Here is a 15,786-nt window from a genome sequence, read left to right as displayed (position 1 = left end):
TATCTTTAAAGATCTAGTTTGAAACTAGATCTTTAAAAACTAAGGAGTTATCTATGAATGTTTGCTTTTACAAATGTAATTATGCTCTTTGATAGTTAATGTATGGAAACTAGATTAGCATTTTAATTTTTTGATAATACTATCTAGCTTTTTACTATTTCCATCTTTTAGATCTTCTAAAGCTTCTATAGCTGGAGCAAAATCTTCCATTTCATCAAGATAGTTTTCTAAAGCATTGCGTAAAATTTCAGCTTTTTTCTTTTTAGAAAACTTTGCAGTTTGACTTAAACGTTCGTAAAGTTCTTCCGAAAGAGTTAAGGTGTATCTTTTATTCATTGCATAGCCTTTATTTTAATCTTATCGCTTCTTGACAAGTTTTGCATTTATAACTTGCGTTAGTTTTTTGAATTTTTTTGTGAATTTCACAAGGTACTTTATGGATTTTATCAGCACATGAGCAAATGTACTCATAAAATTCTTGCAAATCTTCTGAAATTGCTTTATTGTCTTTTTTGTTTAATTGTGCTTGATGCCATTTTTCTATTTTCATATCTTCTCTTAAGATATGTTCTAATAGCCATTTTGACGCAATTATATTGAGTTTTTCTTTTAAATCATTGGTGCTTTTTATATTTTGAATTAAATCTATCATAGATTGAATAATGCTTTTGTGAATTTTTTGATGATTGGTAAGTTCAGGATAACCTATTTTTGTCATATATTTTTCTTCTTCAGAAAAATGTTCTTTCATGTAATTAAAAAAATCCGCAAGTATAAATTTAATTTGACCTTTATGGATGGGTTTGTCTGAAATCATTTCAACATTAGCAGCAAGTTCAAAAAGTTTTTTATGTTGTTTGTCGATTTCATCATTGTGAATACTGTATTTATCACACCATTTTGGTAGCATATTAACTCCTTGTTTATGTTTGACAGAGTTTTATAGGCATTATAATTTACAATATTTTAAACTATGATTAATTTTTGTTAAATTTCAGTTTTTTCTTTGCATAAAATTAAATTAGCAGAGCATTCTTTACATTTAAATTGTACTTTAGAATATTGTATTTTTAAATGAATATCATAAGGGACTTTGTGAGTTTTTCCTTCACATTGACATTGATATAAAAATTTTTTTGGTTTTGGTTTTTCTTCTTCGAAAGTGTCTGAAGAATTTTTTACTTGTGTGCTTTGTCTCCAGTGTTCTATCATCATATCATGCTGAATGATGTGTTCTATAAGCCATGAATTAACCACTATATATAATTTTTCTTTTAAATCATTAGTGCTTTTTATGCTTTGTATGAGTTTTATCATTGAGCTGGTGATTTGCTTATGCATAAGTTTGTGTTGATTTAAATAAGGATAATTAATCTCGGCCATATAGTTTTCTTCATCTTGAAAATGAATTTTAATATAATTAAAAAATTCAGCAATGAGTTTTTTAAGTTCTACTTGATAGATTGGTCTATCAGAAATTTCTTCAACTCTAGCAGCAAGTTCGAAGAGTTTTTGGTGCTGGGCATCGATTTTTGCATTATTGATACTATATTTTTGATCCCATTCAGGTAGCATAACAAATCCTAAGTACAAATTATAAAACGGTTAATATTTTATAAATATTTGGCTTTAACTCCGCTAAATTCACACTTAATTTACACAAAAAAAATATAATGTTTTAAGTAAAATATAATGAAAAGGTTAAAAATGGCCACACAAATTCTTTTGCTAGAAGATGATATTAATTTAGGAGAAATTGTTAGTGAATTTTTAGAAGAAGAAGGTTTTATAGTTACTTTAGTGGATAATGCTCAAGATGCGCAAGATAAAGCTTATGAGAAAAATTTTGATTTATGGATTTTAGATGTAAAAGTTCCACAAGGAGATGGTTTTAGTGTGCTTAAAAATTTAAGAGAAGCAGGTAAATATACTCCGGCTATTTTTATGACTTCATTAAATACTACTATGGATTTACAAAAGGGATTTGAAAGCGGTTGTGATGATTATATTAAAAAGCCTTTTGAATTGCAGGAGTTAAAAATAAGAATTAATGCTATTTTAAAGCGTTCTTTTGCTCATAAAAATGAAGATTATGAAGACTTAGGAAATGGTTTTAAATTTGCTTTTGTTTCGCAAACTTTATACCAAGATGGTAAGCCTTTAACCCTGCCTTTAAAAGAATTAAAGCTTTTATCTTTACTTTTAAAAAACAAAGGTAAATTTATAGATACTGCTTGTATTTTTGAAGAAATTTGGGAGTATGATCAAGAGCCAAGCGAACTTAGTTTAAGGGCTTATGTAAAAAATTTACGAAAAATTTTAGGTAAAGATAGCATTGTTAATCAAAGGGGAAGAGGGTATTGCTATGTATGAAGCCAAGCGTGTTGCATGGCAAATTCTTTCTTTATATTTAGTGAGTATAGGAAGTGTTCTTATAGTACTTTTTGGTGTATGGTATGCAAAGTTAATAGAAGAATTAGTAACTGAGCATAGCATAAAATTAAGACAAGAACACCGTTTTGTAATTTTACAAATGGAAAAATTACGTTTTGAGCCTATAGAAAAAGGTGCTAGAAAAATTGCTCAAATTTCTAATATAAAATTTGCAATATTTGATAGAACAAAAGTTTATTTTTCTAATCTTGGCTTGCCTGCTCAAACAACTTTTTTTAAACTTAATAATGCAAATATTTACAATAATAACACCTTAATTTATGTAGCTGATGTGAATTTAAATAATTTATTGCTTGCAAATACTCAAGGACAAGATGCTTTGGAGGTCTTAGGTGATGTTAATCGTTTGAGGGTTTTGGTACAAGGTGATGATATTTCTAAAGAGCTTGGATTTATAAGGTTTAAAGTAGCTTTGGCTATGGTTTTTTCTTTGATTTTTGTAAGTATAATGGGGTATTTAATCCTTAAATTTGCGCTCAAGCCTTTAGAAATGAGGATAAGGTTTTTAAATAATTTTATAAAAGATACTACTCATGAGATTAATACACCAATTAGTGCGATATTAATGAGCGTAGAGAGTTTGGAAAGAAAAAAGAATTTTGAAGAAATTAAGGCTTTAAAGCGTGTAAAAATAGCTGCTTTGACTTTGAGTCATTTGTATTCAGATTTAACTTTTTTAAATTTTTCTCAAGTTTATGAAGCTAAAAAAGATTGGATCTTTTTAAAAGATTTGATTAAAGAAAGAATGGAGTATTTTAAAATATTTTTAGAGCAAAAAAATATTACTTTAGATCTTGTTTTAGAAAATGATGGAAAAATTTATGCGAATAAAGATCAGTTTTTTAAAATGTTTGATAATCTTATTAATAATTCTATTAAATATAATGTAAAAAATGGTCAAATTGCAATAATACTTTTAGAACAAAAACTTATAATAGAAGATAGTGGTTGTGGTATAGCAAAGGAAAATTTGGCTAATATTTTCGATCGCTATTCAAGATTTAATGAACATCAAGGTGGTTTTGGTATAGGGCTTTCTTTGGTTGATAAAATTTGTAAAGAGCATAATATAAAAATAAAAGTAGAAAGTGAGCTTAATAAAGGAACAAAATTTATTTTAACTTGGAAAAACTAAAATCATTTATTGCTCATCTTAGCTTTTTCTTTGGCATTTATAAGTGTTGTGGTAAATTCATTTAAATTTTTAGTATCGTTTTGATTTAGAGTTTGCGGGGTGTGATTTAGCATTTGAGTGATTAAAAGTTCGTTGCTTAAGTCATTATCACCAAATTCTTTAGCTTTTTGCAAAATTTTTAAAGCGAGTAAATTTTTTACTTCATACATTTTAATCCTTTAAACAAATCACGCTAACAATACGTTTTAGGGTTTGGTTTTTTCTATAGGAAAAAAATCTCTCATCATCAAAGGTGCAAAGATTGATATCAAAAATATCGTTAATACCTAATTCTTTTGCCTGAAATTTAACCAATGCTTTTAAATCAAGCTTATTTTTATGTAAAAAAGGTGCAAAATTTTCTTTACTATAGTTTAAAACTTCACCATTAACTTCATAATTTTTAGCACAAATTCCTGCTGAAATGATGAGTTTTAAATTCTTTGTTTGAGCGTTAAAGTTTTTTTGCATTTTTAAAACAGCTTCTTTTAAGATATTTTCAAAACATCCTTTTCTACCTGAATGCAAAGCTGCTATGGTTTTATTTTCATCATCATATAAAAGCAAAGGCAGGCAATCGGCACTTAAAATGCACAAAGCTATATTTTTTTCATTGCTAATTATCCCATCAGCGTTAAAATGAAAATCTTTATTATAATGAGTGATGATATTAGAATGAATTTGATTTAAAAATACACACTTTTTTATAGAATTTTCCCAAGGAAAAATATTATCATGAATTTTTGCTCTAAAAATATTATAATCTTGATCAAAGGCTACAAAGGCTTTTACAAAATCATTTTCTAATAAAGTGATGCAATCTTGTCTATTTGTTGCCATGAGATTTCTTTTTTATAATTTAATTGTCTGTGTATGTATCTTGCTAAAAGATCACTTTCTATATTCACACGTCTTCCTATGATGTAATCTTTAAACAAGGTTTCATTAAAGGTTATAGGAATGATAGTTAAGCGAATGCCATCTTTTAAAACTTCATTGATAGTTAAGCTCACCCCATCTATGGCTACACTTGCTTTATTTGCCATATAAATTTGTATATCATCAGGACATTTAATATAAAAATCAACTCCATTTTCTTTTTTAGAAATATTAGTAATTTCACCTATACCATCAATATGCCCTTGCATTAAATGTCCATCTATTCTATCGCCATAAGCTAGTGCAGGTTCAATATGTACGTAATCTTTTAAATTTTCAATAGCTATGTGAGTTCTTGTTTCATAAGAAAGTTCAAGATTAAAACCATCATCAAAAAGTTTTGTTACACTCAAACACGCACCATTAACTGCTATGCTATCACCTAGTTTTGGTTTGTAGTTTGCTTTTAATCTTAAAGTGCTGTTTTGATATGATTTGACAAAGGCTAATTCGCGGATTAATCCATTAAACATTCAATACCTTTAATTTTTATGAGATTTTATCTAAAACTTTTAAATTTCAAAAAGTATTTTTAGTGTTTTATTTTAAAAAATATTATATAATTTTTGCCTTTTTATAAAAATGAGGTCAAAATATGTATGATATAATCGTAATTGGCGGTGGGCATGCTGGAGTTGAGGCTAGTGCTGCTGCTGCTAGAATGGGCAAAAAAACTTTACTTTTAACTACTTTAATCGAGCAAATTGGTGCTGCAAGTTGTAATCCTGCTATAGGCGGTTTAGCAAAAGGACATTTGGTAAAAGAGCTTGATGCTATGGGTGGACTTATGGGGCAAATTACCGATGAGGCTGGAATTCAATTTAGAATTTTAAATGAAAGCAAAGGTGTTGCAGTGCGTGGAAGTAGAGCGCAAATTGATATGGATGCTTATAGAATTTGTGCTAGAAATAAGCTTTTAAAACTTGAAAATTTAGAAATTTCTCAAGAGCAAGCTTTGTCTTTACTTATAGAAAATGATGAAGTTAAGGGCGTTAAAACCAATTTAGAAAATACATATTTTGCTAAAAAAATCATACTTACAACAGGAACTTTTTTAAACGGACTTATCCATATAGGTGAAACCAAGCTTCAAGCAGGTAGGGTAGGTGAGCTTGCGTCTGTAAATTTGGGAGATTACTTAAAACAAAGTGGATTAAAAGTAGGAAGATTAAAAACAGGAACCTGCCCAAGGGTTGATGCTAAAAGTATTGATTTTAGTGTTTTAGAAATTCAGCCTGGAGATGAAAATCCTAAAGCTTTTAGTTTTAAAACGAAAAATTTCAAGCCTAATCAACTTCCGTGTTATATAGCAAGAACAAATTTAAAAACACATGAGATTATAAAAAGCAATTTTTACCGCGCTCCGCTTTTTACAGGACAAATTGAAGGTATAGGTCCAAGATATTGTCCTTCTATAGAAGATAAGATTAATCGTTTTGGTGATAAAGAAAGTCATCATTTATTTATAGAGCCACAAACAAAAGATGCAACAGAGTATTATATTAACGGTTTTTCTACTTCTTTACCTTATGAGGTACAAATTGCAATGTTAAGAAGCATAAAAGGTTTTGAAAATGCTAAAATCACGCGTTTTGGTTATGCCATAGAGTATGATTATATTGATCCAACAGAGCTAAAACATACTTTAGAAACCAAAAAGATTAAAAATTTATATTGTGCTGGGCAAATTAATGGAACCACTGGTTATGAGGAAGCTGCTGCGCAAGGTTTTATGGCAGGAGTGAATGCGGTTTTAGCAATTGATGAAAAAGAACCTTTTGTGTTAAGGCGCGATGAGGCTTATATAGGGGTGTTGATTGATGATTTAGTGATGAAAGGTACCAAAGAGCCTTATAGAATGTTTACTTCAAGAGCTGAGTATAGACTGCTCTTAAGAGAAGAAAATGCTATTTTAAGACTTGGAGAATATGGATATAATTTTAAACTTTTAAGTCAAGAAGATTATGCATATATTGATAATATAAAACAAAATATTAGCAAAGGGCTTGAGTTTTTACTTCAAACTACATGGACACCAAGTAATCAAAATAATGAATTTTTACAAAGTATTGAAGAAGAAAAGATCACTTCAATAGTGAGTTTGCAGAAAATTGTTGCAAGAGCTAGTTTTAATATAGAAAAATTAAAAGCTTTAGGTGAAATGTTTAAAAATATGGATGAGTATTCTTTAAATGAAATTTTAAATGAAGCGAAGTATTATCATTATATAGCAATGCAAAAAGCACAAATTGAAAAAATGAAAAATTTAAATGATTTGAAAATTCCTGAAAATTTTGACTTTAAAAGTGTAAGTGGATTGAGTAATGAAGTAGTAGAAAAACTGCAAAAATTTAATCCACCAACTATTTTTGCTGCTTCACAAATTAGCGGTATTACTCCTGCTGCTTTGGATATTTTACATATTTATATCAAAATGAAAAAATGATAAATAAAAATTTTAATGGCTGTAAAAAATAAAGTCTTTGAAGTAGCTACTGTGTTTGGCGAAGGATCTGTAGCTGCTACATATTATGATGACAAGTTTTATAGAATTCTTCTTCCCGATGTTGTTGCTTATAAAAATTTAGAAAACAATGAAATAATTGAAAATAAAATATTAATAAATAAAATTGATTCTGACACGACTTATTATCATCAAGCATTCAAAGAAAAAACTATAATGAAATTAAAAGTAAAAGAAATTAATAATAAAACCTTTGAGTTCATTGATGTAATTGAAAATAATTACAAAGATGAGGAATTACAGAATATTCTAAATAGTTATTTAGAGCCTATTTATTGCAAAGATGAGGTGTTGGAAAAATTTACACTAAATAAATCATTAAATATTTTTGAAAAAGATTTTAGTTGGATTAATAATATAACAGTTCTTATTCATTTTAATAATGATAATAAACAGCAAACTTATATAAAAACTGCAAGAAAAATAATTGAAAATAGAAATGAATTAGATAAAAAAGTTAAAGAATATATTTATGAACAATTAATAAATAGATTAAATAATAAAAAGTTATCAAAAGAAGAATTTATAAATTCATTAAGTTTTGAATCTATTGATATAGCAAATGATATCATAGAATTTTACATAGATGATAGAGGACTTTTTGGCTGGCATGTTATTATAGTTGAAAGTAGTCTTGATTTTGATTTAAAAAAAGTTGAATTGGCTGGATAAATAGGGGTAATAAAAATGGAAGATAGAGAAATAAAAGAATTTAATAGTCAGTTTGAAGATGAAATTTTAGATATTGCCTTTGTATTAAAAGAATATGCTGTAGGAGCTGGAAAAGTACCTAATAAAGAAAAATATTATAAAGTATCTATTTTGGCTATTGGATATAAAAATTTTGCTGATAATATAGTAGTAGAAAATGAAAATATATCAATTGAACAAAAATCTGATGATACTAAATATTATTTTGATACATTCAAGAATAAAACTATAGTAAGATTGAAAGTAAGAAAGCATAAAGATTTTGATAATGCTTTATATAAAAGATTTTTGCTTGTTGAATTAATAGAAAATAATTATGAAGATGAAGATTTAAAACCTATATTAGATAAATATGTACAGCCTGTATATTATAAAGATGAAGTATTAGGAATTTTTGAGCTTGATAAGGGATTAAATACATTTATAAATAATATTAATTGGGTTGATAAAAAGAAAGTAGAAGTTGCTTTTAATAATGACAATATTGAAAATTCTATACAAATACTTAGAAAAATATTTGAAGATAAAAAGGAATTAGATAAAAAAGTAAAAGAATATATTGCTAGTCAATTAGTAGAAGAAGCTAATAGTTATAATGAAGATGCTGATAAAAAGAAAATCAACGAAAAACAATTTGCAAAACTTTTAACTTTTGAATCTATTAGTATAAAAAGCAATGGTATAGATTTTTATGTTGATGATGGTGATGTTTTCTGGGGGCATGTTATCATAGTTGAAAGCGATTTTGATTTTAATTTTAAAGATGCTTATATAGCAGGTTAGCTTTTGTTTTTGTCATATAAAATTTTTAATTTTTATCTATGAAAGATTAAATTTTATATAAATGTTTTTCAAAAGAAAAAATTTATAATTTTTTAGATAAACTGCTATATTTTACATACAAATCAAAACAAAGGAAGTAAAATGGCTACATCTGAAAGTAGACGAAGCTTTATGGGCTTTGCCTTTGGAACAGTAGCTGCTGTGGGTGGTGCTTTTTCATTAGTTGCAATGAAAAAAACATGGGATCCGCTCCCAAGCGTAAAAGCAGCAGGTATTACTACTGTGGATCTTTCTGGTATGAAAGAGGGCGAGCTAAGAACAATTGAATGGCGTAAAAAGCCTATATTTATCTTAAAAAAAGATGCAGATATGGCAAAAGATAGCAATAGAGATGTTGTTGTGGGTGATGTTGCTTATACTGTAGTTATTGGTCTTTGTACGCATTTAGGCTGTATTCCAGCTTATGTTCCAAGTGAAAAATTATTTAAGTGTGCATGCCATGGTGGCGAATTTGACACTAGTGGTAAAAATGTATTTGGTCCTCCTCCAAGACCTTTGGATATTCCTCCTTTTAGAATTGATGGAACAAAATTAGTATTAGGCGAAGAAGGTCCAGAATATAAAAAAATGATCGCGGAGGCTTAATATGGCACAGATAAAAAAAGCAAACGGTATTGTAGATTGGCTTGATCAAAGACTAGCTGTAAATAAGCTTTTTAATGTTTTAATGGCTCAATATTGGATACCAAAACAAATTAACTTCTTATGGGCGATGGGTGTTATTTTAACTACTCTTTTTGCTATTTTATTTATTTCAGGTCTATTTTTGGTAATGTATTATAAGCCAGATGTGGCTTTAGCTTTTGATAGTGTAAATAAAACTATCATGCAAGAAGTGGAGTATGGTTGGCTTTGGCGTCATATGCATGGTGTGGCTGCTTCAGTTGTATTTTTAATCATATATATTCACATGCTAACAGGAATTTATTATGGCTCTTATAAAAAGGGTCGCGAGATGATTTGGATTAGTGGTATGCTTTTATTTGTTGTATTTTCAGCAGAAGCATTTAGTGGATATATGCTACCTTGGGGACAAATGAGCTTTTGGGCTGCTCAAGTTATTACTCAGCTTTTTGGTGGAATTCCTTTTATAGGCGATGCGTTAGTTATTTGGATAAGAGGGGATTTTGCGGTTTCAGATCCAACTTTAACTAGATTTTTTATGCTACATGTATGTTTATTACCTATTGTAATTTTGGCAATTATTGCATTCCACTTTTATTCTTTAAGAATTCCTCACGTAAATAATGAAATTTCAGAAGAAATTGATTTTGATTTAGAAGCTGAAAAATATTTAGCAGGTGATACAAAAGGCTCTAAAGTTATTCCTTTTTGGCCAGGATTTTTAGCTAAAGATTTTATGTACATTGCGTTATTTATGATTTTCTTCTTTTATTTGGTATGTTTTAAATTTAATTTTGCAATGGATCCAATCAACTTTGACCCAGCAAATTCTTTAAAAACACCTCCTCATATTTATCCTGAGTGGTATTTCTTATGGAGTTATGAAGTTTTAAGAGGATTTTTCTTTGATGTTGGAAGCATTAAAGCTTTTGATATAGGTCTTGCGGCATTTGGTATAGCACAAATTATTTTCTTCTTATTGCCTTGGCTTGATAGAAGTGATGTTGTAAAACCAGCACACGAAAGACCAATGTTTTTTGTATGGTTTTGGGTGTTATTGATAGATTTAATTGTACTAACAGTTTATGGAAAGCTTCCTCCAACAGGAATTAATGCTTGGATAGGATTTTATGCTTCTATGGTATTTTTACTATTATTGTTAGTGGTCTTACCAATTATTACTATCATGGAAAGAAAAAGGGGCTAATAATGAGAGAATTAAAAATATTTTTTGTAGTTGTCTTTTTCACAGGTTTAGTTTATTGGGGTGTTGAGCCTTATGCACATTCAGTGATGAATCCTCCTTCAACTCCGGTTAATTTTGACTTTGCAAAAGCTGATGCAGAATTTACCAAAGGTGAAGTTGCTTTAAAAGAAAAGGCAGCAATGGATGCTAATGTTTCAGGAAGTGAAAAAGCTATAGCTAATACTCAAAAAGCATTAGAGCTTGCTAAAAGCCAAGAAGAAGCTACTAAGCAATTATGGGAAAAAATCGCAAAAATCGATTTTACTAAAGGCAATGCACAAAAAGGAAAAGAACTTTTTGAAGGAAATTGTATTGCATGTCATGGTATAAAAGCTGCTGGAATTCCTGCTACTATCACAGATTCTTCTTTAGGTGTAACACCTCCTGATTTAAGTGATGCGGGTGCTATTTATGATGAAAAATTTTTAACCGCACTTATCATTGATCCGGTTAAAGCTTTGCAAATTTCACATAAATTTAATGATGAAAATCCATTCTTAATGCCTGCTTATCCTTTAAGTGGCGATGAAGCACAAGATAATCAAGATTTAGCAGACTTAATTGCATTCTTTAAAAATACAGCTAGTGAATATGAAAAAGAATTTGATACAAAATTAAAAGCTAATTTAGAAGAAAAATATGCTAAAAATCAAGAGCTTTCAGAGCAAGCAAAAACGGCTTTAATTACAAAAGAATTTGATTTTGCTAAAAATAAACATACGTTTGAAAATGCTTGCGGAAGATGTCATGATGTAAAATATGATGGCTTTGTTTCAAGCTCAAATATGAGTGATTTAAAAAATTATCTTGGTATGACGCCTCCAGATTTATCTATGATGATTCGTTCTAAAGGCGCGCATTATCTTGAAATTTTCATTAACGAACCTCAAAAGAAAATTCACGGTACTGCTATGCCAAGAGTTGGTTTAAATGAAAAAGCACAAACTCAAGTTATTAATTATCTTGAAAAAGTTGGTGATAGTAAAAAAGAAGAAAGAGAGCAAACAGGAATTTATATTATGATATTCTTTGCTATCTTAAGTATTTTTGCTATAGGTTGGAAAAGATCAGTTTGGTCTAAACTGCACTAATTTACTCAAAGAACGCCTAGTGGCGTTCTTTTTCTTCAATAATAAGCTAAATATAAAATAAAATTTGATATAATATGCTTTCATTTCACACGCATTAATTTCCTTATTAGGTTGCTTATGGGTTAAAGAATGCGGAGGAATAAACCTAATTATTTTATTTCAAGGAGAATTTCATGGTAAGCATGAGAGATTTATTAGAGTGTGGTGTGCACTTTGGACACCAAACAAGAAGATGGAATCCAAAAATGAAAAAATTTATTTTTGGAGAAAGAAAAGGTATTTATGTAATTGATTTACAAAAAACACTTAGATACTTTAGATATACATATAATATCGTTCGTGATGCTGCTGCAGAAGGTAAGACAATTTTATTTGTTGGTACTAAAAAACAAGCGGGTGGAGCGATTAAAGAATATGCTGAAAAATGCGGCATGCCTTATGTAAATCATAGATGGCTTGGTGGTATGATGACTAACTTTGGAACCATCCGCCAATCAATTAGAAAATTAGAAGTTATAGAAAAAATGGAAGAGGATGGAAGTATTAAGCTTTTAACTAAAAAAGAAGCTTTAATGCTTACTAGAAAAAAAGAAAAATTACTAGCATATCTTGGTGGTATTAGATACATGAAAACCCAACCTGATATGATTTTTGTTATCGATACTGTTAAAGAAAAAATTGCAGTACAAGAAGCTAATAGATTAAAAATCCCTGTGGTTGCTCCGCTAGATACAAACTGTGATCCTGATTTAGTTGATTTCCCAATTCCAGGAAATGATGATGCGATTCGCTCAGTTCAACTTTTCTGCCAAGAAATGGCTGAAGCAATCAATGAAGGTAAAGCATTAAGAGAGCAAGATGGTGAAGCAAATGAAGAACAACCAATCTCTGAAGAAGAAAAAAAAGAAGTTTTAGAAGAAGCTATGAGTGAGGAAGATTTTGAAGGAGATAAAGAATAATGGCTGAAATCACTGCACAAATGGTAAAAGAACTGCGTGAAAGTACTGGCGCAGGTATGATGGATTGTAAAAATGCTTTAAAAGATACAGATGGTGATTTTGAAAAAGCAGTACAGCTTTTAAGAGAAAAAGGACTTGGAAAAGCTGATAAAAAAGCCGATCGTTTAGCTGCTGAAGGTTTGGTAAGTGTAAAAGTAAGTGATGATTTTAAATGTGCAACTGTAAGTGAAATTAATTCAGAAACTGATTTTGTTGCTAAAAATGAACAATTTATCGCTTTAACAAAAGATACAACAGCACATATTCAAGCTAAAAGTCTTCAAAATGTTGAAGAATTACATTCAAGCGAGATTAATGGTGTTAAATTTGAAGAGTATTTAAAAAGCCAAATTGCAACTATTGGTGAAAATTTAGTTGTTAGAAGATTTGCTACTTTAAAAGCAGGTACTAATGGCATAGTAAATGGTTATATCCATACTAATGGTCGTGTTGGTGTGGTTATTGCTGCAGCTTGTGATAGTGAAGCTACGGCTAGCAAGTGTGGAGAATTTTTAAAGCATATTTGTATGCATATTGCTGCAATGAAGCCAAGTTATTTATCTTATGAAGAACTTGATATGGATTTTGTAGAAAATGAGTACAAAGCCTTAGTTGCTGAGTTGGAAAAAGAAAACGAAGAAAGAAGAAGATTAAAAGATCCTAATAAACCAGAGCATAAAATTCCAAAATATGCAAGTAGAAAACAATTAACTCAAGAGGTAATTCAAGCAGCTGAAGAAGCTATTAAAGCTGAGCTTCAAGCACAAGGTAAGCCAGAAAAAATTTGGCCTAATATTATCCCAGGTAAGTTAAATAGCTTTATTGCGGATAATTCTCAACTTGACAGCAGACTTACTTTAATGGGTCAGTTTTATGTAATGGATGATAAAAAAACTATCGAGCAAGTAATTGCTGATAAAGAAAAAGAGCTAGGTGGAACTATCAAAATAGTTGAATTTATTCGCTTTGAAGTAGGTGAAGGCCTAGAAAAGAAAACCGAAGATTTTGCTGCTGAAGTTGCTGCGCAAATTGGTTAAAAATGGAACTTTTAAAAGCGGAAAATTTAAGCCATAGTTTTGATATTCCGCTTTTTGAAAATTTAAATTTTGCTGTAAATGCAAAAGATTGTATTGCAATATGCGGAAGTAGTGGATGTGGTAAATCCACTCTTTTGCATATTTTATCTACCTTATTAAAACCTCAATCAGGAAAAGTTTTTTATAATAATCAAGAATTATACGGTTTAAATGATGATGCTTTGCTAGAAATTCGTAGAAAAGATTTTGGGATTATTTTTCAAATGCATTATTTATTTAAAGGTTTTTTGGCTTTTGAGAATATAGAGCTTGCGAGTGTTTTAAGCGGACAGAATATTGATTATGAATTATTAAAAAAACTTGATATTGTAGATTTAATGAATCAAAAAATCACAAAGCTAAGCGGTGGACAGCAGCAAAGAGTAAGCATAGCTAGGGTTTTAAGCAAAAGGCCAAAGATTATTTTTGCTGATGAAGCTACTGGAAATTTAGATTTTAAAAATGCTTTGAATGTAATGGATATTTTGATTGATTATATTAAAGAAAACAATGCAGCTTTAATTTTTGTTACGCATGATCAAGAGCTTGCTAAAAAATGCGACAAGGTTTTTTACTTAAATAATCATGGAATTTGTTAAATATTTAGGCGATGAAAATGTAGTTATTTTCATGCTTTTGTTTGCTAGAATGAGTGGGTTAATAGTTTTTTTTCCTTTTTTTTCTCATAATAGTATACCTTTGGTGGTAAAAACAACCTTAGCTTTATTTTTAACAATGTTTTTATATCCTTTAGCAAAGCTTGAAGGTAATACACCTGATTCTTTTTTTATTTTATATCTTTTAAGTGAAGTACTTTTTGGTATGATGGCAGGGTTGATTTTGCAAATGACTTTTGCTATTTTGCAAATGGCAGGTGAGCAGGTTTCTTTTACTATGGGATTTTCTATGGCTAGTGTTATGGATCCTACAACTGGCACAAACACACCTGTCATATCACAAGTTTTAAATTTATTGGCTTTGCTTGTATTTTTAGCCTTTGATGGACATCATTTAGTTTTGCTTTTTATATCTAATTCATTAGAATATATTAGTTTAGGTGGGTTTTATCCACATGAAAATTTAATGCTTTATTTAAATAAGGCTATGGTAAATATTTTTGTACTTGGTTTTTCTATGGCTTTTCCAGTTTTGGCTATATCTTTATTATCAGATGTGATTTTTGGTATGCTTATGAAAACTATGCCTCAGTTTAATCTTTTGGTAGTGGGGTATCCTATTAAGATATTCTTATCTTTTGCAGTGCTTATTGCTATTTTGCTTATTATGATGCAGTATTTTAAAAATTTAACAATGAAAAGTTTTGAGCATATGGAATTATTATTTTTTAATATATAAGCAATAAATAATTAAAAATGTTTTAAAATAAGATATTTCTTTAATTTTGGGAGATGACAGATGAAGGTTTTGCTGATAAATTCTAATACGGCTGTTTCAAAGCTAATCAGTTTAGGGGTTCAAAAATTAGGTTATGATTTTGAAGAAATTACAAATACTGAGGAGCTTGGAGAATTTTATGATGTTATTATCATAGATCATGATATTGAAGCTAATTTAGATGATTTAAAAAGCAAATGTAATAGATTGATTTGTTTATTACCTAGAAATCAAGAGCAAGTTGAAGGCGTAGAATGTTTGTATAAGCCTTTTTTACCAACTAATTTTATAGAGCTTTTGGGTGGTGAAAAAACTTTAAATGAAGATAAAAATAATACTTTAGAAGAAGATGAATTAAATTTTGACGATGATATTTTAATTGATAAAGATACACCTTTAGATGGAAATGAACTTTTAGCTGGTATTGACTTGTCTGAGCATGAAGAGAGTTTAAGTGAAGATGATTTAAGTTTGCAAGAAGAATTTTTTGAAGAAAATTTAGATGATGAATTAAAAGCTGACAATATGCCTGAAACAACAGATGTATTAGTAAATGAAAAAAAAGATAAAGATGATTTGGCGTTGCTAGATGATTTACATGAAGAAAATATAGAAGAAAATATAGAAGAAAATATAGAAGAAAATATAGAAGAAAATATAGAAGAAAATATAGAAGAAAATATAGAAGAAAATATAGAAGAAAATATAGAA

18 protein-coding genes and 1 pseudogene are annotated in these 15,786 nt (G+C 29.0%); 13 read left to right on the top strand and 6 right to left on the bottom strand.

The window, feature by feature from the left end; all coding sequences use genetic code 11:
* Window positions 1-114: 114 nt before the first annotated feature.
* The 3 genes from ACOTVC_RS08160 to ACOTVC_RS08150 form a co-directional block, all read right to left on the bottom strand.
* The gene (locus tag ACOTVC_RS08160; RefSeq protein ID WP_039641928.1) at window positions 115-336 is read right to left on the bottom strand and encodes a ribbon-helix-helix domain protein; all 222 of its coding nucleotides are present in this window, start codon (window positions 334-336) and stop codon (window positions 115-117) included.
* A gap of 10 nt (window positions 337-346) precedes the next feature.
* On the bottom strand, window positions 347-910 hold the full coding sequence (locus ACOTVC_RS08155) for a bacteriohemerythrin (protein WP_421628261.1): 564 nt from the start codon (window positions 908-910) through the stop codon (window positions 347-349).
* A 77-nt stretch (window positions 911-987) separates the two neighbouring features.
* Window positions 988-1,575: a bacteriohemerythrin gene (locus ACOTVC_RS08150; RefSeq protein ID WP_214116766.1), complete on the bottom strand. Its 588-nt coding sequence runs from the start codon at window positions 1,573-1,575 to the stop codon at window positions 988-990.
* Window positions 1,576-1,707: 132 nt separating this feature from the next.
* Between ACOTVC_RS08150 and ACOTVC_RS08145 the strand changes: the two genes are divergently transcribed.
* Both ACOTVC_RS08145 and ACOTVC_RS08140 read left to right on the top strand, forming a co-directional pair.
* A complete protein-coding gene (locus tag ACOTVC_RS08145; RefSeq protein WP_214115556.1) occupies window positions 1,708-2,373 on the top strand; it encodes a response regulator transcription factor in 666 nt (221 codons plus the stop codon).
* Window positions 2,336-3,589 carry a sensor histidine kinase gene (locus tag ACOTVC_RS08140; RefSeq protein WP_421628258.1) on the top strand — a complete coding sequence of 418 codons (1,254 nt, stop codon included), beginning with the start codon at window positions 2,336-2,338 and terminating at the stop codon, window positions 3,587-3,589. The genes ACOTVC_RS08145 and ACOTVC_RS08140 overlap by 38 nt, the downstream gene beginning before the upstream one ends.
* A gap of 2 nt (window positions 3,590-3,591) precedes the next feature.
* Here the strand turns inward: ACOTVC_RS08140 and ACOTVC_RS08135 are convergent, their stop codons facing one another.
* Genes ACOTVC_RS08135 through ribE form a run of 3 tightly spaced genes read right to left on the bottom strand, consistent with a single transcriptional unit; the run spans window position 3,592 to window position 5,040 of the window.
* Window positions 3,592-3,798 (bottom strand): hypothetical protein, encoded by a 207-nt coding sequence (locus tag ACOTVC_RS08135; RefSeq protein WP_214116770.1) that lies wholly within the window; start codon window positions 3,796-3,798, stop codon window positions 3,592-3,594.
* Between the two features lies 1 nt (window position 3,799).
* Complete coding sequence (pgeF, locus tag ACOTVC_RS08130; RefSeq protein WP_214116772.1) at window positions 3,800-4,468, bottom strand: peptidoglycan editing factor PgeF; 669 nt, start codon at window positions 4,466-4,468, stop codon at window positions 3,800-3,802.
* Entirely contained in the window at window positions 4,432-5,040 is a 609-nt protein-coding gene (gene ribE / locus ACOTVC_RS08125) for a riboflavin synthase (protein ID WP_087684951.1), read from the bottom strand. Before ribE ends, pgeF begins: the two co-directional genes overlap by 37 nt.
* Before the next feature lie 122 nt (window positions 5,041-5,162).
* Here ribE and mnmG point away from each other — a divergent pair, with 122 nt between their 5' ends.
* The 11 genes and pseudogenes from mnmG to ACOTVC_RS08070 form a co-directional block, all read left to right on the top strand.
* Window positions 5,163-7,013, top strand: a complete 1,851-nt coding sequence (mnmG, locus tag ACOTVC_RS08120; RefSeq protein ID WP_214115559.1) for a tRNA uridine-5-carboxymethylaminomethyl(34) synthesis enzyme MnmG — start codon at window positions 5,163-5,165, stop codon at window positions 7,011-7,013.
* Window positions 7,014-7,028: 15 nt separating this feature from the next.
* Window positions 7,029-7,763 carry a DUF2262 domain-containing protein gene (locus ACOTVC_RS08115; RefSeq protein ID WP_421628256.1) on the top strand — a complete coding sequence of 245 codons (735 nt, stop codon included), beginning with the start codon at window positions 7,029-7,031 and terminating at the stop codon, window positions 7,761-7,763.
* Between the two features lie 15 nt (window positions 7,764-7,778).
* On the top strand, window positions 7,779-8,585 hold the full coding sequence (locus tag ACOTVC_RS08110; protein ID WP_087684954.1) for a DUF2262 domain-containing protein: 807 nt from the start codon (window positions 7,779-7,781) through the stop codon (window positions 8,583-8,585).
* Window positions 8,586-8,726: 141 nt separating this feature from the next.
* Complete coding sequence (locus ACOTVC_RS08105; RefSeq protein ID WP_214115561.1) at window positions 8,727-9,230, top strand: ubiquinol-cytochrome c reductase iron-sulfur subunit; 504 nt, start codon at window positions 8,727-8,729, stop codon at window positions 9,228-9,230.
* 1 nt (window position 9,231) lies between these two features.
* Window positions 9,232-10,476 (top strand): ubiquinol cytochrome c oxidoreductase, cytochrome b subunit, encoded by a 1,245-nt coding sequence (locus tag ACOTVC_RS08100; RefSeq protein ID WP_039618771.1) that lies wholly within the window; start codon window positions 9,232-9,234, stop codon window positions 10,474-10,476.
* A 2-nt stretch (window positions 10,477-10,478) separates the two neighbouring features.
* Window positions 10,479-11,606 carry a c-type cytochrome gene (locus tag ACOTVC_RS08095; RefSeq protein WP_214115563.1) on the top strand — a complete coding sequence of 376 codons (1,128 nt, stop codon included), beginning with the start codon at window positions 10,479-10,481 and terminating at the stop codon, window positions 11,604-11,606.
* A gap of 173 nt (window positions 11,607-11,779) precedes the next feature.
* Window positions 11,780-12,565 carry a 30S ribosomal protein S2 gene (rpsB, locus tag ACOTVC_RS08090; protein ID WP_012661799.1) on the top strand — a complete coding sequence of 262 codons (786 nt, stop codon included), beginning with the start codon at window positions 11,780-11,782 and terminating at the stop codon, window positions 12,563-12,565.
* On the top strand, window positions 12,565-13,641 hold the full coding sequence (tsf, locus tag ACOTVC_RS08085) for a translation elongation factor Ts (RefSeq protein ID WP_214100815.1): 1,077 nt from the start codon (window positions 12,565-12,567) through the stop codon (window positions 13,639-13,641). The genes rpsB and tsf overlap by 1 nt, the downstream gene beginning before the upstream one ends.
* A 2-nt stretch (window positions 13,642-13,643) precedes the next feature.
* On the top strand, window positions 13,644-14,279 hold the full coding sequence (locus tag ACOTVC_RS08080) for an ABC transporter ATP-binding protein (protein ID WP_214115564.1): 636 nt from the start codon (window positions 13,644-13,646) through the stop codon (window positions 14,277-14,279).
* Complete coding sequence (gene fliR, locus ACOTVC_RS08075) at window positions 14,266-15,036, top strand: flagellar biosynthetic protein FliR (RefSeq protein WP_039618763.1); 771 nt, start codon at window positions 14,266-14,268, stop codon at window positions 15,034-15,036. Before ACOTVC_RS08080 ends, fliR begins: the two co-directional genes overlap by 14 nt.
* Before the next feature lie 60 nt (window positions 15,037-15,096).
* Window positions 15,097-15,786: pseudogene (locus tag ACOTVC_RS08070) on the top strand (hypothetical protein); the annotation flags it as partial.

Source organism: Campylobacter sp. GB48, from assembly GCF_049221845.1.
Lineage (GTDB): Bacteria > Campylobacterota > Campylobacteria > Campylobacterales > Campylobacteraceae > Campylobacter_D > Campylobacter_D lari_C.
The sequence above is the reverse complement of the archived record's forward strand: the minus strand, read 5'-3'. Positions and strand labels throughout refer to the sequence as shown.

Bases quoted from the DNA above. Each gene is read 5' to 3' on its own strand.
- tsf (WP_214100815.1), top strand. From the start codon at position 12,565: ATGGCTGAAATCACTGCACAAATGGTAAAAGAACTGCGTGAAAGTACT.
- ACOTVC_RS08115 (WP_421628256.1), top strand. From the start codon at position 7,029: ATGGCTGTAAAAAATAAAGTCTTTGAAGTAGCTACTGTGTTTGGCGAA.
- fliR (WP_039618763.1), top strand. From the start codon at position 14,266: ATGGAATTTGTTAAATATTTAGGCGATGAAAATGTAGTTATTTTCATG.
- pgeF (WP_214116772.1), bottom strand. From the start codon at position 4,468: ATGGCAACAAATAGACAAGATTGCATCACTTTATTAGAAAATGATTTT.
- ACOTVC_RS08150 (WP_214116766.1), bottom strand. From the start codon at position 1,575: ATGCTACCTGAATGGGATCAAAAATATAGTATCAATAATGCAAAAATC.
- ACOTVC_RS08145 (WP_214115556.1), top strand. From the start codon at position 1,708: ATGGCCACACAAATTCTTTTGCTAGAAGATGATATTAATTTAGGAGAA.
- ACOTVC_RS08105 (WP_214115561.1), top strand. From the start codon at position 8,727: ATGGCTACATCTGAAAGTAGACGAAGCTTTATGGGCTTTGCCTTTGGA.
- rpsB (WP_012661799.1), top strand. From the start codon at position 11,780: ATGGTAAGCATGAGAGATTTATTAGAGTGTGGTGTGCACTTTGGACAC.
- ACOTVC_RS08100 (WP_039618771.1), top strand. From the start codon at position 9,232: ATGGCACAGATAAAAAAAGCAAACGGTATTGTAGATTGGCTTGATCAA.
- ACOTVC_RS08095 (WP_214115563.1), top strand. From the start codon at position 10,479: ATGAGAGAATTAAAAATATTTTTTGTAGTTGTCTTTTTCACAGGTTTA.
- ribE (WP_087684951.1), bottom strand. From the start codon at position 5,040: ATGTTTAATGGATTAATCCGCGAATTAGCCTTTGTCAAATCATATCAA.
- ACOTVC_RS08080 (WP_214115564.1), top strand. From the start codon at position 13,644: ATGGAACTTTTAAAAGCGGAAAATTTAAGCCATAGTTTTGATATTCCG.
- ACOTVC_RS08160 (WP_039641928.1), bottom strand. From the start codon at position 336: ATGAATAAAAGATACACCTTAACTCTTTCGGAAGAACTTTACGAACGT.
- ACOTVC_RS08110 (WP_087684954.1), top strand. From the start codon at position 7,779: ATGGAAGATAGAGAAATAAAAGAATTTAATAGTCAGTTTGAAGATGAA.
- ACOTVC_RS08155 (WP_421628261.1), bottom strand. From the start codon at position 910: ATGCTACCAAAATGGTGTGATAAATACAGTATTCACAATGATGAAATC.
- mnmG (WP_214115559.1), top strand. From the start codon at position 5,163: ATGTATGATATAATCGTAATTGGCGGTGGGCATGCTGGAGTTGAGGCT.
- ACOTVC_RS08135 (WP_214116770.1), bottom strand. From the start codon at position 3,798: ATGTATGAAGTAAAAAATTTACTCGCTTTAAAAATTTTGCAAAAAGCT.